General features: G+C 44.5%; 20 protein-coding genes. 12 read left to right on the forward strand and 8 right to left on the reverse strand.

All coding sequences use genetic code 11. The features are described 5' to 3' along the window. Positions 1-289 precede the first annotated feature (289 nt). The 3 genes from AB6E78_RS21620 to AB6E78_RS21630 form a co-directional block, all read right to left on the reverse strand. Positions 290-1,423 carry a flagellin gene (locus AB6E78_RS21620; protein ID WP_017063389.1) on the reverse strand — a complete coding sequence of 378 codons (1,134 nt, stop codon included), beginning with the start codon at positions 1,421-1,423 and terminating at the stop codon, positions 290-292. Between the two features lie 121 nt (positions 1,424-1,544). Then, the gene (locus AB6E78_RS21625) at positions 1,545-2,468 is read right to left on the reverse strand and encodes a Dyp-type peroxidase (RefSeq protein WP_137001211.1); all 924 of its coding nucleotides are present in this window, start codon (positions 2,466-2,468) and stop codon (positions 1,545-1,547) included. Between the two features lie 65 nt (positions 2,469-2,533). Beyond that, positions 2,534-2,995: a DUF2919 domain-containing protein gene (locus tag AB6E78_RS21630; protein WP_017060696.1), complete on the reverse strand. Its 462-nt coding sequence runs from the start codon at positions 2,993-2,995 to the stop codon at positions 2,534-2,536. A 109-nt stretch (positions 2,996-3,104) separates the two neighbouring features. Between AB6E78_RS21630 and AB6E78_RS21635 the strand changes: the two genes are divergently transcribed. Next, positions 3,105-3,449: a DUF2956 domain-containing protein gene (locus tag AB6E78_RS21635; RefSeq protein WP_017060697.1), complete on the forward strand. Its 345-nt coding sequence runs from the start codon at positions 3,105-3,107 to the stop codon at positions 3,447-3,449. Between the two features lie 12 nt (positions 3,450-3,461). Continuing rightward, on the forward strand, positions 3,462-3,794 hold the full coding sequence (locus AB6E78_RS21640; protein ID WP_372074693.1) for a DUF4156 domain-containing protein: 333 nt from the start codon (positions 3,462-3,464) through the stop codon (positions 3,792-3,794). Between the two features lie 91 nt (positions 3,795-3,885). Here the strand turns inward: AB6E78_RS21640 and AB6E78_RS21645 are convergent, their stop codons facing one another. Beyond that, positions 3,886-4,173 (reverse strand): helix-turn-helix domain-containing protein, encoded by a 288-nt coding sequence (locus AB6E78_RS21645; RefSeq protein ID WP_004734273.1) that lies wholly within the window; start codon positions 4,171-4,173, stop codon positions 3,886-3,888. A gap of 205 nt (positions 4,174-4,378) precedes the next feature. Here AB6E78_RS21645 and AB6E78_RS21650 point away from each other — a divergent pair, with 205 nt between their 5' ends. The 4 genes from AB6E78_RS21650 (at position 4,379) to AB6E78_RS21665 (ending at position 6,899) form a co-directional block, all read left to right on the forward strand. After that, positions 4,379-4,726 carry an ArsC family reductase gene (locus AB6E78_RS21650; RefSeq protein ID WP_017060699.1) on the forward strand — a complete coding sequence of 116 codons (348 nt, stop codon included), beginning with the start codon at positions 4,379-4,381 and terminating at the stop codon, positions 4,724-4,726. Between the two features lie 98 nt (positions 4,727-4,824). Beyond that, a complete protein-coding gene (gene dapE / locus AB6E78_RS21655; RefSeq protein ID WP_372112387.1) occupies positions 4,825-5,961 on the forward strand; it encodes a succinyl-diaminopimelate desuccinylase in 1,137 nt (378 codons plus the stop codon). 45 nt (positions 5,962-6,006) lie between these two features. Further along, on the forward strand, positions 6,007-6,681 hold the full coding sequence (locus AB6E78_RS21660) for a M15 family metallopeptidase (protein WP_017063385.1): 675 nt from the start codon (positions 6,007-6,009) through the stop codon (positions 6,679-6,681). An 8-nt stretch (positions 6,682-6,689) separates the two neighbouring features. Then, positions 6,690-6,899 carry a DUF2897 family protein gene (locus AB6E78_RS21665; RefSeq protein WP_017060702.1) on the forward strand — a complete coding sequence of 70 codons (210 nt, stop codon included), beginning with the start codon at positions 6,690-6,692 and terminating at the stop codon, positions 6,897-6,899. Between the two features lie 161 nt (positions 6,900-7,060). Here AB6E78_RS21665 and bamC read toward each other — a convergent pair whose 3' ends face one another. Both bamC and dapA read right to left on the reverse strand, forming a co-directional pair. Beyond that, entirely contained in the window at positions 7,061-8,107 is a 1,047-nt protein-coding gene (gene bamC / locus AB6E78_RS21670; RefSeq protein WP_372112389.1) for an outer membrane protein assembly factor BamC, read from the reverse strand. Positions 8,108-8,155: 48 nt separating this feature from the next. Then, entirely contained in the window at positions 8,156-9,034 is an 879-nt protein-coding gene (gene dapA / locus AB6E78_RS21675) for a 4-hydroxy-tetrahydrodipicolinate synthase (protein WP_017060704.1), read from the reverse strand. A gap of 354 nt (positions 9,035-9,388) precedes the next feature. On the opposite strand from dapA, the gene AB6E78_RS21680 reads away from it, so the two are divergent. Both AB6E78_RS21680 and bcp read left to right on the forward strand, forming a co-directional pair. Further along, a complete protein-coding gene (locus AB6E78_RS21680; protein WP_017060705.1) occupies positions 9,389-9,931 on the forward strand; it encodes a glycine cleavage system protein R in 543 nt (180 codons plus the stop codon). A 12-nt stretch (positions 9,932-9,943) separates the two neighbouring features. Beyond that, positions 9,944-10,414 (forward strand): thioredoxin-dependent thiol peroxidase, encoded by a 471-nt coding sequence (bcp, locus tag AB6E78_RS21685; protein ID WP_017060706.1) that lies wholly within the window; start codon positions 9,944-9,946, stop codon positions 10,412-10,414. A 136-nt stretch (positions 10,415-10,550) separates the two neighbouring features. Here the strand turns inward: bcp and AB6E78_RS21690 are convergent, their stop codons facing one another. Beyond that, positions 10,551-11,627 carry an AI-2E family transporter gene (locus tag AB6E78_RS21690; RefSeq protein ID WP_017063383.1) on the reverse strand — a complete coding sequence of 359 codons (1,077 nt, stop codon included), beginning with the start codon at positions 11,625-11,627 and terminating at the stop codon, positions 10,551-10,553. Continuing rightward, the gene (locus AB6E78_RS21695) at positions 11,620-11,859 is read right to left on the reverse strand and encodes a sulfurtransferase TusA family protein (RefSeq protein ID WP_017060709.1); all 240 of its coding nucleotides are present in this window, start codon (positions 11,857-11,859) and stop codon (positions 11,620-11,622) included. Before AB6E78_RS21695 ends, AB6E78_RS21690 begins: the two co-directional genes overlap by 8 nt. 178 nt (positions 11,860-12,037) lie before the next feature. Between AB6E78_RS21695 and AB6E78_RS21700 the strand changes: the two genes are divergently transcribed. The 4 genes from AB6E78_RS21700 (at position 12,038) to AB6E78_RS21715 (ending at position 15,000) form a co-directional block, all read left to right on the forward strand. After that, positions 12,038-13,492: a M48 family metallopeptidase gene (locus tag AB6E78_RS21700; RefSeq protein ID WP_017060710.1), complete on the forward strand. Its 1,455-nt coding sequence runs from the start codon at positions 12,038-12,040 to the stop codon at positions 13,490-13,492. Between the two features lie 123 nt (positions 13,493-13,615). Further along, on the forward strand, positions 13,616-13,966 hold the full coding sequence (gene arsC / locus AB6E78_RS21705) for an arsenate reductase (glutaredoxin) (RefSeq protein ID WP_017060711.1): 351 nt from the start codon (positions 13,616-13,618) through the stop codon (positions 13,964-13,966). Between the two features lie 6 nt (positions 13,967-13,972). Further along, positions 13,973-14,566, forward strand: coding sequence for an NAD(P)H:quinone oxidoreductase (gene wrbA, locus AB6E78_RS21710; protein ID WP_017060712.1), 594 nt, complete (start codon positions 13,973-13,975; stop codon positions 14,564-14,566). Continuing rightward, on the forward strand, positions 14,563-15,000 hold the full coding sequence (locus AB6E78_RS21715) for a DUF2069 domain-containing protein (RefSeq protein WP_017060713.1): 438 nt from the start codon (positions 14,563-14,565) through the stop codon (positions 14,998-15,000). The genes wrbA and AB6E78_RS21715 overlap by 4 nt, the downstream gene beginning before the upstream one ends. The last annotated feature ends 77 nt before the right edge of the window (positions 15,001-15,077 follow it).

A 15,077-nucleotide genomic window follows, 5' to 3' on the forward strand; every position in this document is an offset into this window, starting at 1 on the left:
CTCCAATTGATTTTCCGGTATAGCGGTTTCCGACGTCTCGGAAAACCAAGTAGTTATCTCTAAGTTACTTTTAATAACGGCGTGATTGGCGAAACCTTTAGGAAAAAAACAACAAATTTAAAGAAATAGCGGTAAAACAGAAGAAAGCGTGACTGGTCGTAAAATTATCGAAAAAAGATGAGAAAATCGCTAAAGTTGCCGGGAAGTCAGTCGAGTGAGAAATTGTATTTTTATTCGCCAAAAAGCACCGGCCAAGCTGAAATGCTTTTATAAGATTGTAGGTAATTCATTAACCTAATAACGTTAAAGCTAGATTCGGCGCTTGCTTGGCTTGAGCGAGTATCGTTGTGCTCACTTGCTGCAGTATTTGTTGCTTGAGCATTTGAGTGGTTTCTTTGGCGTAGTCGGTATCTTTGATTCGACTGTTTGATGTCGCCAAATTCTCATGAACGTTTTCAAGATTGTTAATGGCATGATCAAAGCGGTTTTGCATTGCCCCTAATTCAGAGCGATGGCTATCGACATACTTCATCGCCGTATCCAAAATAGAGACGGCGCGCTGAGCACCACCCACATCCGTTACATTGATGTCATTAACTGACTCGTAATAGCCCGCTGACATCGAAAGCTCACTGGCTAATGAACCTGAAAAAGAGATGGTACCCGCGGTATCTTCACCTGACATATAAATCTGAAGTTGTCCGTCATCATTAACAGAAGCCGATAAGAGATCCGTTTGACCATTAATGTAAGTCGCCAACTCTTCGATATCATCGCCCGCTTTCGCGTTGATGGTGATCTCTTGTGGCTGACCAAAACGATCGGTAAACGACATCGTCATATCATTCTGGTTTGATTTCACTTCCCATGAATCACTGGCCATGCCATTAGCAACGTAGCTAAAGCCGCCCATGTTGATGTCATCAGTACGCATGCTTTTCAAACCAATCTGCACAGCTTCGCCCGAACTGCCGCCGATTTGAAACGAGGTGTGCCCAAAACTGCCGTTAAGGAGTTTTTTACCACCGAATGAAGTGGTTTCGGCAATTCGATTCAGCTCGTCATTTAACGCGGTGACTTCTTCTTGAATAGCGATTCGTTCCGATGAACTATTCGAGCCGTTACTCGCTTGTAGGGATAAGTCTCGCATGCGCTGCATGATATTAGTGGTTTCATTCATCGCCCCTTCTGCAGTCTGCATAATGGAGATACCGTCGTTAGCATTTCGAACAGCAACATCAATGCCACTCATCTGTGCTTCTAATCGATTTGAGATCTGTAAGCCAGCCGCATCGTCTTTTGCACTATTAATACGGCTCCCTGAAGCTAAGCGCTCCAAAGATTGGTTCAGCATGTTATTAGCGTTAGAGAGGTTTCTCTGAGCCACTAACGCCGAGACATTCGTATTGACAGTTATAGCCATAGACCTTCGCTTACAAAAAGATGAATAAAACTCACGATTGCTCTTATATCGACCAGTTCATATAAAGCTTTAATAAAAAAGGAGCCCTGAGGCTCCCTTTCTTTGCTGCAGATGAGGTGATTTACTTAATCGTTAATGCACTCAACATCTCAGTTGAAGGAGCAAAGTAATACGCGCCAGTCACCGCTTTAGTAAAGCGAAGCAGTTGGTCTGTTTTGCCATCAGTTACGCCGTACATGCTCTCTAACATCGCATCGAAGTTATGACGAACGTTACAGTAAGCAATGAACAATAAGCCGTGGTCGCCCGTAGCAGTACCGTAAGGTAGACTGTGGCGAACAATCTTAAGCCCCTTGCCTTCTTCTTTGATATCCACACGGCCAACGTGAGACGCCGCAGGAACATCATCTAACTCAATTGAATCAGGTTTAGTTCGGCCAATCACTTTCTCTTGTGCCGATACATTCAAACGATTCCAAGCTGGCAGGTTATGCACAAAACGCTGCACCATTACATAACTACCACCAGCGAATTCACCCTCAGGCACAATAGCGACTTCAGCACGTTGTGCGTCTTTCGGGTTTTCAGTGCCATCAACAAAGTCTGTCATGTCACGAGAGTCTAGGAAGCGATAACCATAAGTTTCATCAACCACTTCAACATCAGCTGCTACTTCAGATAGCAATTTACGCAAGATAAAGAAGTGCAGATCATGTCGGTTTGAATGACAGTGAATCAGAACGTCAGACAGTGTGCTCGGTGCTGTGATATCACCTTCACCCAGCACAGGGAAGTCGATCAAATCAGCGGGCGCTGCTTGCTCGAACCTATCCCAAAAAGCTTTTGAGAACGCAACCGATGCCGTTAAGTTCGCATCAGGCTGAGTTTGGTTTAGTTCGTCGATTAGAGTCGGAAGCTTTTGAATTTCTGCTAGTACATTAGCAGTATTAGCGTTCACTTTAAGTTGAACGTAAAGCGCGAAAGGCCCAGCTTCAGGCAAAATAGCACTTTGAACGTTAGGCTGCTCATTTGAAACATTAAGCATAGATTATTCCTTCCAGTTTTAGCTTCTAAGTATAATTGTGAATGGGACAAATGTTTTGATGAGAATCAGTCTTCGAGCTCAACCACTTTAAAGCAATCCCTTGCAGCATGGCTATTGGTTAGATAAAGCGCTAACCACAGCAGCAACAATAGGGTGATGCCATTTGACCAACGGAACCATCCGTTATCCAAATAGATTAAATAAATCGTATGGGAGCCCTGTGCCAAGATAGCCATCATGGTAACCCAACGTCCCCATGACACGACTTTGTTAAGGCGCTTTCTATCTGGCGATCTTAGCCCAAATAACCACATCAGCAGCAAACTAGGCACACTCAACGCGATCCCGACATAAAACATCTGATGGTCTGGGTAGATTATCTCAAGAATATCGGTTCCCGATTCTCGGCTTGCGCCTGCAACAATGAAAACGACCAAGGCTTTCGCAAGAAACAACCAACCTAGCCAGAGCAAGATTGGAGCTTTCAAAAAGCCGTGCTTGTCGTATTGTTCTATGGAGTACCGCACAAATCTCACTTTCACTTATTTTCAAACCAACACTTTAACGCAAATCATTCATACTTAACTAGCTTTGCGTTATCTTAGTAGCCAATCCGTTTTAATTGTCGAACTCAGTATGAAAAACAAAACTAATACGCCCTCTGTTGAATCTCAACAGGAAGCACTGAAGATAGCCAAAGCGACTCAAAAGCCAGCTCAAACCAAAGAACAAACTAAACTGATTGCTCAGGGTATCGAGAAAGGCATCGCACTGTACAAGAAACAGCAAAAAGAACGCAGCCGCCAAGCCGATAAAGCGAAGAAGCGCGTACAGAAAGAAAAACAGACTCAACAAGCTAATCAACACCAAGAAGACACGATCGAAACAAGTGTTGAAACACCATCAAATCACGCCACTAAACTGCCGTGGTTACTACTGTTCGCAAGCTGGGTAGGCTTCGCGATTTATTTGATGCAATAGCAGGGTAAACGTATGAAAAAGGAATTAGTCGCTTTGGCTATGAGTAGCGTGTTACTCGGTTGCACGACACCGACATCAACGCCTCATAGCGAAGCTGCCAACGTGCAAATGGATTACCATGGCGTGATTAATATCGATAAATGTCAGTATAAAGGGGAAGTCACAGGCAGCGAAGGCCATTGGTACAACTACCTGTTTTACCCAAATGACACATTGATTCAAGGCGCCATGAATCAACTCAAGTCGAATACGATTGAGCTAGGCGCAGATACCGTGATATTCACACTTCCCCAAGATTTTTCCACATCCGTGACTATGCTGGGAACTGCCTATCTGTGTAAGTAAATAGAAACGTAATGGGGTAGCTCACAACTCATATTAGCGAGATGCTCCCTACTATTTCTATTCTAAAAAAAGAAAGCCAGCTTTCGCTGGCTTATGCACTAAATCCAAGGCTTGTTGCTATATCGCCTTTACGCTGGATAACCCATTGACTGTCAAATGGCCCCCAGTCGGATAACTGGTAATAGCCATCATTATGACGTCGCCCATCTTGAACAAACATAAGTTCGATACCGATCCCCGGTAACGCCTTGAGTACATCTTGAATAGTACGACGAGGCCACCCCGTTTTTTCGATGAGTTTAGGCACATTTGGCCTATCAAGGCTTTCCACTAACAATGCTAAATATAGCCGCCTTGCAAAAACAGGACTCAACTCCATTGACACCTCCTATATATGTGCAGCTCAATTATTTCTTTTTTCGCTGACAACATGTTGAGGCTGATCAATAAGTCTCCAATAGTGACATTTTCTTACGCTTTTTTTTCACTCTATGAAATATTCATCACTCTATTTTGTCTGAGTTGCTGCTTCCTGATAGGATTCAACTCATAACAATGAAATAAAATCACTCAAAGGAAGAATAATGACTATCACCATGTTTGGTATCCCAAATTGCGACACCATTAAAAAAGCAAAGAAATGGCTCGAAGCTGAAGGTATCGAGTTCGAATTTCACGATTATCGCAAACAAGGCATCACAGAAGAGCTAGTAACAAGCTTCTGCTCTGAGCTAGGTTGGGAGCTTGTGCTAAACAAACGTGGTACGACTTATCGCCAACTTTCTCAAGAACAGAAAGACACCCTAACAGAAGAAAAAGCGGTGACTTTGCTTGTTGAACAACCTGCAATGATCAAGCGCCCAATCTTAAAAGTTGAGGGGAAGCTTCACATCGGATTTAAAGCCGACCAATACGCGGCTATTTTTGCTTAGATCGTTGTATTTACATAGACAGACAACAGGACGTTGATCAGTGAATCAGCGCCTAAAAATTAATGACTAGACGTTTTATTTAAACAAGGAATTCAAGGATGACAGATAGCCCAACTTTGGCTCTGGCAAAAGACCTAATCAGCCGTCAATCGGTAACACCAGAAGATGCAGGCTGCCAAGACCTGATGATTGAACGCTTAAAAGCACTCGGTTTTGAAATCGAAGTGATGGTATTTGAAGATACGACCAACTTCTGGGCTCGTCGTGGTACTGAAGCGCCTCTGTTTGCTTTTGCTGGTCACACTGATGTGGTACCTGCAGGCCCAATCGAACAGTGGAACACTAAGCCATTCGAACCGACTATCGTAGACGGTTTCCTACATGGCCGTGGCGCTGCTGATATGAAAGGCTCTCTGGCTTCAATGATTGTTGCCGTCGAGCAGTTCATTGCCAAACACCCAGACCACACAGGCTCAATTGGTTTCCTGATCACTTCAGATGAGGAAGGTCCTTTCATCAACGGTACTGTACGTGTTGTTGAAGCATTAATGGCGCGCGGTGAAAACATCGATATGTGTATCGTTGGTGAACCATCGAGCACTGAGTTCGTGGGTGATGTCGTGAAGAACGGCCGTCGTGGCTCTATCACTGGCGACCTAACGATTAAAGGCACACAAGGTCATGTTGCCTACCCTCACCTAGCAAACAACCCAGTACACAGCTCTCTGCTTGCTATTAATGAGCTAGCAACAACTGAGTGGGATAAAGGTAATGATTACTTCCCGCCAACCAGTTTCCAAATTCCAAATGTGAGTGCGGGTACTGGTGCTTCAAACGTGATCCCTGGTGAGTTTAATGTTCAGTTTAACCTACGCTTTAGTACAGAGTTAAGCAACGACATCATCGTTGAGCGCATCACAACGACACTCGACAAGTATGATTTCGAATACGACCTAAGATGGACATTCAATGGCGACCCGTTCTTAACAGACGCAGGTTCACTGCTTGATGCTATTGTTGATGCAGTGGGTCACGTCAATGATGTGAAACCAGCACTGCTAACGACTGGCGGTACATCTGATGGTCGCTTTATTGCACGTATGAGCGGACAAGTGGTTGAACTAGGCCCTGTGAATGCAACGATTCACAAGGTTAACGAATGCGTGAAGGTAGCCGATTTAGAAAAGCTAACTGACATGTACGAAAGAACATTAGTGAACCTATTCGCTAAATAGTCTTTCATCAGCGATTCATAGCATCCAATTATTGAGAGACTCGTTATGACACCAGAGCAGCTTACCGGACAATCAGATTCTCATCTAGAGCCTAGCCTGATCGGCACCAAGACCTTCTTGGTCCACAGTGAGGTTAAGAATGACCTGAATAATTTGATTGAAGCTGCTCAGCTCGCTGGTTTTAAAATGGAGATTGCCAGTGGCTTTCGCGACTATGAAAGGCAATCTCTGATTTGGAACCGTAAGTTTTCTGGCGAAGCTCCGATATTAGATTCAGAAAGCCAACCTCTTGATGCTTCAAAACTAACCGAACAACAAAAGCTATCGGCTATCCTGAGATGGTCTGCGCTTCCCGGCGCGAGTCGTCATCATTGGGGTTGTGACTTCGATGTCTTTGCTCGTAACCACTTACCTGAAGGCATACATCTGCAATTAGAACCATGGGAATACCTTACAGGCCACCAGCAATCGTTTTACCAATGGCTATCAGTTCATGCTGCACAATTTGGTTTCTTCTTTCCTTACAGCCAAGATTTGGGTGGTGTGGCGATCGAACCATGGCATATCAGCCATCGCAAAGTATCGGAGTCGTGTTTATCACAGTTATCTCCGACTTTACTTGGCAAGCAACTCCAATCTAAGCCAGTATTAGGGTATGAGATTATTATGGAGCAGCTAGACGAGATCTATGCACGCTTCGTAGCGAATATCAGTCATTAGGAGCGCTTATGTTGGAGTGGCTTACAAACCCTTGGGTTATCATCATCATCGTAGTTAGCGTTGTTGTGGGTAACATCGCAGCGCTCAAACAGACAGCCAATATGGATCTGACGGGGCGTGGTAAAACTGAGCGAGATTTAGATAAGCTCAATCGCTCGGATAAACTTAACCAAGAGAAAGCTGAAAAAGAAGAATCCAAAGACAATAAAGACGCATAGCCTTTTGCTTTGGCTAATCAGCTTGATTGACCAATTTTGATTGACCAATGTAGCCTGATGACAACGAATACAATAAAAAAGAGGACACAGTGTGTCCTCTTTTTTATTTGCTTTTGCTAATCACAAGGCTGATTTAACTCAGCTTGTGACGGCTTGAATGACTACTCAGCTTTCGCTTCTTTGTCATCTTTGGTTTGGTCAGCAATATGCGCTAATACCGGAACCATAGACTTAAGCAGCTCTTCTTCTACTGGCTTACCTGATGGATCCGTTACGTTGATTGACGTACGGTTGCCAAGGTCACCAAATAGGAAGTTGTAAGTGCCTGGCGCTAAGTCGATAGGCTGTAGGCCAATTTCTTCCCAGAACTCATCATCTGGTGCTGCGTACTTCGCCTTCACCGTACCCTGAGATTGATTGCGTTCTTCAAGCTCAAAGCCCATTTCAGGCAACAAGTTAGGCAGACGCTGCCAGAATACATTGTATGGCGTACGAGCAATAATCACAGGGAAACCACTACGGTCAGCACCCATTGAAATTGGAATACGCTTCACCAACTCTTGCGCTTTCAGCGCCGCTTCAGCACGAAGGTTTTCATCGTACTTAGCCATAACTAGGTTGGTCAGGAACGCGTTGTAACGCTCTTTATTGGTTGCCGTTACTGTTTTCTCTTCAGTACCTTCACGCCAATCAATCAGATTAATCTTGAAGCCATGACGGTTGTTTGCTTGGAAGCGAGAGATAGAGTAACGACTACCAATCTCTACGTCTTCATCTTCAGAAACCCAAGTTACCCAATCGGTCTCAATCTCATTCTCTGATTGCTCACGAATACCAATACCACGTTGAGCCAGCATATCTACAGCCGTTTGCCACACGCGGTCTGCCTCTTCTGCGCGAAGAAGCCATAGTGTCACTTCACCGTTTTGACGCTCAGCACGAGCACCCGGGATCAGTTCAAGAACCTGTTGCGGTGGACGAATATCCACTTCACGACCAGTACCACCACTGAATTCACCGCTTGGGATGTCAAAATTTGGGTAGAACTGAGGCTGAGCATCTACAGGCAATTGCCATTGTGAAAACTCAGGTGTTTCTAAGTATTCGAAATCATCTTTGGCTTGGCGACGTTGAGTCGGGTTGCCAGAACATGCTGTAAGAACGAAAACAGCCAGTGACCCAATCACTAGCTGGTGAGAATACTTCATTTATACTCCTAAATGCCGAAGGTTCGCTTCGGCATCACTTCATACGTTTTAGTAAATGCACGCTTCAGTCATTGCTTGAGCAACAACAGGTTGAGCTGGCTCTGACAGTTCAGTCAGCGGTAGACGTAAGCCACCTTCAGCAATCAGACCCATTTTATGAACCGCCCATTTTACGGGAATAGGGTTAGACTCAACGAACAAATTCTTATGTAGAGGCATCAAACGCTCATTGATCGCTTCCGCTTCTTCAAACTTACCTTCTTTTGCTAGCTTGAACATGGTTGCCATATCAGCGGCTGCAACATTGTTCGTTACAGAGATCACGCCATCGCCACCACGCTTAACAAATTCTAGGCCTGTTAAGTCATCACCACTTAGTAAGATAAAGTCTTCGCCACAAAGTTCACGGTGAATTGCAATTCTGTCGAGATCACCCGTCGCATCTTTCAGTGCAACGATGTTTTCGATCTCAGCAAGACGAGCAACCGTTTCTGGCAACAAGTCTACCGCAGTACGACCTGGAACATTGTATAGAATTTGTGGAACGTCACTGACTTCAGCAATCGCTTTGTAGTGTTGGTACAAACCTTCTTGAGTCGGTTTGTTGTAGTAAGGCGTTACGCTCAGGCAACCAGCAATACCAGAACCATTCAACAAACGGCTGAATAGAACAGATTCATGAGTTGCATTTGCACCTGTACCAGCGATAACGGGAATACGACCATCAGCAAATTCAACGATCTTGTTGACGACTTTGACATGCTCTTCAATAGTGAGTGTTGAAGACTCACCTGTTGTGCCAACCGCAACCAGACCATCACTACCTGCAGCAATATGGTGCTCAACTAACTTTTTAAGGCTGTCGAAATCCACTTCACCATCTGTATTAAATGGCGTAACTAGCGCAACGATACTTCCTGAAAACATGTCTATCTCCCTTAATTTATTCTTTTTGCATGTTACTGTAAGCCAATCAATAAACACAAGACATTAAAGTGGCTTACCGGCAACATCTGCATTAAATATTGTCGTATGTTTGAGGTAAAACGACTTCTAACGGTGTTCTACCTAGAATTTGGGTAACCTGCACTCAATCTAGCGGATAGCACATCACTTGTCAGTAACAAGTAAGCTGTGCTCTCATCGCTCTATCTCATTTTTTAACGCGCTCGATATTCTTATCATTGGTTGCACACATAAAAAGCCCCGCACGCACGCTTATTCCACGAGCTAACTGTGCTAACATGCATGAATCAATGGAATATAAAGAGACGTGATTTTATGACTCAACATCTAGTAATCACAGCTGTGGGCACTGATCGCCCAGGTGTATGCAACCAAGTGGTTCATTTAGTCACCCAATCAGGCTGTAACATTATTGATAGCCGTATCGCCCTGTTTGGCGAAGAATTTACGCTTATCATGCTGCTGTCTGGAAAGGCAAACAACATTACCCGCGTTGAAACCACCTTGCCCTTGCTTGGACAAGAGCACGACTTGATTACGATTATGAAGCGAACCTCAACTCATGATGTTATTGAGAACTCTTACACAGTAGAGGTGTTCGTTGAGTCAGACGATAAAATCGGACTTACTGAGCAGTTTACCCAGTTCTTCGCAGACCGAAACATCGGCCTCGATTCGTTAAGTGCACGAACCATCAATAAATCTAAGGTTCAACTCGACAACGACCAATTCCATATCTCTATTACCGCTTCTGTGCAATCAGAATGTAACTTGATGCAGCTACAAGAAGAATTCGATTCGCTGTGTCAGAGCCTATCAGTCCAAGGCTCGCTCAACTTTATCAAAAACAGTCTTTAAAAAGGAAATGTCATGAATACGCTAACGGCTGGTGTTCCAGCACCTGCTTTTTCTCTTCCAGATCAAGATGGCAATATCGTATCTCTTGGTGACTTCAAAGGTAAAAAAGTACTTTTCTATTTTTACCCTAAAGCAATGACTCCAGGTTGTATTGTGCAAGCGGAAGGCCTGCGTGATATCAAAACACAGCTTGATGACCTAAACGTGGTTGTTCTAGGTGTGAGTGTTGACCCAGTAAAACGTCTACCAAACTTCGTTGAGAAGAAATCTCTAAACTTCACCCTGCTATCTGATGAAGACCACAGCGTTGCTGAACAGTTTGGCGTTTGGGGCGAGAAAAAATTCATGGGTAAAATCTACGACGGTCTGCACCGTATTAGCTTCCTAATTGATGAAGAAGGTCAGATTGAACATGTCTTCAACAAGTTCAAGACTAAGACTCACCACGAAGTGGTTCTAGATTACTTCAATCAAGAAGCTTAAGGGCGATTTGAGTGAGTTAATGACTTAGATTCACCACTCTCTAAGGCAAGAGCAACACTCATTAAGCTAATGATTAAGCTAAGAGCAAAAAGGCCGAACATCATGGATGTTCGGCCTTTTTCTATAACAAGATCAATTACTTTTGATGTTCGGGGTCATCGTCTAATGCGTGACTCGGTAAAGCATTCCAAACCGCCTTAACTAACGTTGCCAACGGGATAGCAAAGAACACGCCCCAGAATCCCCACAACCCACCAAACACTAACACGGCAACAATAATAGCCACTGGGTGCAGGTTCACCGCTTCAGAGAAAAGAACCGGAACGAGCACGTTACCATCTAGCGCTTGGATAATACCGTAAGCGAGAAGCAACCAGTAAAACTGAGGCTCTAATCCCCACTGGAACAGACCAACGATCGCTACCGGAACAGTCACAGCTGCCGCACCGATATAAGGGATCAGTACCGAGAAACCAACCGCGACAGCCAACAAGACTGAATAACGCAGATCCAGAATCGCAAAGGTTACGTAGCTGACACCACCAACAATTAAAATCTCTAAGACTTTACCGCGAATGTAGTTCGAGATTTGCTGGTTCATCTCTTCCCATACTTTGGTCGCTAAACGACGATTTCGAGGAAGTACACCGCTCGCCATTCTGATCATCTCTTCTTTGTCTTTTAACAAGAAGAAAATAAGCAGTGGTACAAGAATCAAGTAAACCGCTAAGGTCGCTAAGCTCACAAGAGAAGCAAGAGAACCTTTGACAACACTTTCACCAAAACCTAACGCTTTGTTCTTGGCGTTAGACATAATGGACTCAACGATCTGCAGGTTAGCTAATTCTGGATAGCGTTCAGGAATCGTCGCAATGAAGTTTTGCAAGCTGCCATACATGCTTGGGATATCATTAATTAGATTGCCCACTTGTTGCCAAATGGTTGGTACCAAGCCAAAGATCGCAAGTAGCATCACGCTAAAGAACATCATGATCACCAACATCACCGAAGGCGTTCTTGGAACACCTAGTCTTTGAAGTTGGGTAACAGGCCACTCAAGCAAATAAGCCAACACAATTGCAACCAAGAGTGGCGCAATTAGGTGACCAAAGAAGTAGATCGTAATAAAGCCGAAGAGAATGATGGCAACCAAACTGACAGCATGGGGATCAGAGAAACGTCGTTTATACCAACGATTGACCATTTCAAGCATCTGACTGCAATTCCTTTTTAGTGACGAGGAGATGATGGTAATTAGAGCAAACCTCAGTGATGACGTCATAGGCTTGCTTAGACAAATAAGTAACAATATCTTTCATCGAACTGTTATCAGACACATAAATTGACAATGACTGCCCTACTTCTAACTTTACACTGTGACGCTTGGCTAATAATAGCGCCATTGGACAGCGCTCTTGGCGTAAATCTAGAATATTAGGTGTCATTCTTGAGCTCGATGCTTATTATAAGGGTCGTATTGTAATCTGTTTTTGAAAACGCGCCATCATTCATTCATCCTCCTTCATGATAGCGCACGCACTTGGCAAAGGTTAAATCAGATAAAGAACCAATTTCCATTGCACTTGTCTTACTGTCAGAAGAAACGGAGTATTACTGACTAATATGTTTAAACGCGCTCGCTCAATTGCTTGCTTATGCATCGCAGCTACATTAAGCACCCCAACTATGGCGAATACCAATAGTTTGGAGCTACCAGATATCGGTACCGCTGCTGGCGGCACACTCACTATCGACCAAGAGCTTATCTATGGTGATGCCTACATGCGCATCATCAGAAGTAGCCAGCCTATCGTAAACGACCCAGTTCTAAATCTATATATTGATACTCTTGGCCATCGTCTGGTCGCGAACGCAAATGATGTAAAGACACCTTTCCAGTTCTTTATGATCCGTGACCGCAACATCAACGCCTTTGCTTTCTTTGGTGGTTATGTTGCTTTGCACTCAGGTCTATTCCTGCATGCACAATCTGAAAGTGAATTAGCTTCTGTATTAGCGCACGAAATCGCGCACGTAACCCAACGTCACTTAGCGCGTAGTATGGAAGACCAAGCGCGCCGCTCTCCAGCAACCATTGCAGCGCTAGCAGCCTCTGTATTACTGGCAATTGCAGCTCCTGAAGCCGGCATTGCAGCCCTAACGGCAACGACTGCGGGTAATATGCAAAGCCAAATCAACTACACCCGTAGTAATGAAAAAGAAGCCGACCGCTTTGGTATCAACACGCTAGCAAAAGCTGGGTTTGATGTGAATGCGATGCCACGTTTCTTTGGCCGTTTAGCTGATGAATATCGCTATGCGAGCACACCACCGCCAATGCTACTGACTCACCCATTACCAGAAGACCGAATTACCGATTCACGTGCTCGTGCTCGTAGTTACCCGCCACTGAAACTGGCTCCCTCTCTGGACTACCACCTAGCAAGAGCCCGCATTGTTGCGCGCTATGCTGGCATTAATAATGATGCTGCTCTTGATTGGTTTGAGCGTCAGCTAAAGAAAGCCCCTAAAGCTTTGGTTCCGTCATTAGAATATGGCCAAGCACTGGTTTACCTAGACTCTAAAAAATTAGACAAAGCAGAGCCCATCCTGAACAAGCTGATTAACAGCGATCCAACCAACCTGTTTTATCTAGATGCTATTTCGGATCTGCACATCGAGAAGAAGCAGCCTGAGATTGCGATTAAAGAACTTAAATCGGCACTGGTTCGTCAACCAAACAACCCGGTTCTGACCATTAACTACGCCAACGCACTGATTGAAAATGAAGATCTTCAAGAAGCGGTTCGCGTATTGCAGCGTTACACGCACGATAACCCGAATGACACCAATGGCTGGCACTTACTTTCAAAAGTAAATACGAGCCTTGGTAATAGCGACGAAGAACTGGCTGCTCGTGCAGAAATTTTGGCACTGCAAGCCAACTGGAACAAAGCGATTCAGTACTACACGCAAGCAAGCCAAATCGCAGAATTAGGAAGCCTAAAACAAGCACGCTACGACGCTCGAATTGATCAGCTAATGATTCAACGAGAGCGCTTCTTGTCGCTACAATAGAGTGTTTACTGGTAACGCTCGTTGCCAGTATAAAAAGAAAGCTCAACGTTACACAAAAAAAAGAAGTCACCTATGGTGGCTTCAGCTAAACAATTAAATCAAAAATAATAATGAGGAAGAACCATGTCTGTCGTGATTTATCATAACCCACGCTGCTCAAAGAGCCGTCAAACTCTAGAAGTGCTTCAGGAAAACGGCGTACAGCCAGAGGTAATCAAATACCTAGAGACTCCGTTAACAGTTGAACAGCTGAAAGTACTGTTCACTCAGCTTGGTTTTGACAGTGTTCGCGACATGATGCGCACCAAAGAAGCGGACTACAAAGAAGCAAACCTTGGCGATGCTTCAGTTACTGATGAAGATCTTTTCGCCGCGATGGCAACCAATCCAAAACTGTTTGAGCGCCCAGTCGTTGTCGCGAACAACAAAGCAAAAATTGGTCGTCCACCAGAGCAAGTGCTAGAGATTCTGTAATCCAATATGAGCATTAACATTCTTGTTCTTTATTACAGTCGCCACGGCAACACACAAGCTCTAGCAAGGCAGATTGCACGAGGGGTTGAGTCTATCCCAAACTGTGAAGCTATGCTAAGGACGGTGAACGACGTGTACACAGTAGAAGAGCAGCCTGATTCGCGTTATCAACCAACCGATCCTATTGCCTCGTTACAAGAACTTCGATCTTGTGATGGTTTGGCGCTAGGCAGTCCGGTTTGGTTTGGTAACATGGCCGGGCCAATGAAGCACTTTTGGGATAGCACGACATCAATGTGGATCAATGGTGATCTCATCGATAAGCCAGGTTGTGTATTTACCTCTTCTTCATCATTGCATGGTGGTCAAGAGACAACACAACAAAGCATGATGTTGCCCCTGCTTCATCACGGCATGTTAGTCGTGGGCATCCCCTACTCAGAACCGGCGCTGCACACCACTCAAACTGGTGGTACGCCTTATGGTGCAAGCAGTACTGGAGAGAGCGCTTCACTTAGCAAAGAAGAGATTGAGTTGGCGCAAAACCTAGGTAAACGCCTAGCGCGCATCGCAATAAATCAGAAGGGAATTTCTCAATGATGTATATGCCAGAGAAGGCTATGTCTCCCAAAACCAAGCTATTTCGCTACCTTGCTTTAGCGGGCAACTTGTCGCTTTTATTCTGGGTGGTGGCTTGGCAGATGACGCTTTCACCGCACCCTCATCTCAGTAATGTCACACTGGCGATTGCTTGGGCTATCCCGCTGTTATTGCCATTACCGGGCATTTTAGCAGGAAAACCTTATACGCACGCATGGGCAAATTTCGTCTTGATGCTCTATTTCCTACACGCATTAACTATCTTGTATGTAGACGATGGTGAACGTTTATTAGCGGCTGTAGAACTGCTTCTGACGACTCTAGGTTTCGCGGGCAATATCTTATTTACTCGCTTTAGAGCCAAAGAGTTAGGCATCAAGTTGAAGCGTCTTTCTGAAGTAGAAAAGAGAGAAAAAGCTAAGTTCGAGCAATAATATTGAGCCCATGCTTTTAAACTGGTTCATCGCGGATTAGCGGGAACTAAAAACAAAAACGGTAGTAAGTGATATGG

It is taken from the genome of Vibrio sp. 10N.247.310.98 (assembly GCF_041467395.1).
Taxonomy (GTDB): domain Bacteria; phylum Pseudomonadota; class Gammaproteobacteria; order Enterobacterales; family Vibrionaceae; genus Vibrio; species Vibrio crassostreae_C.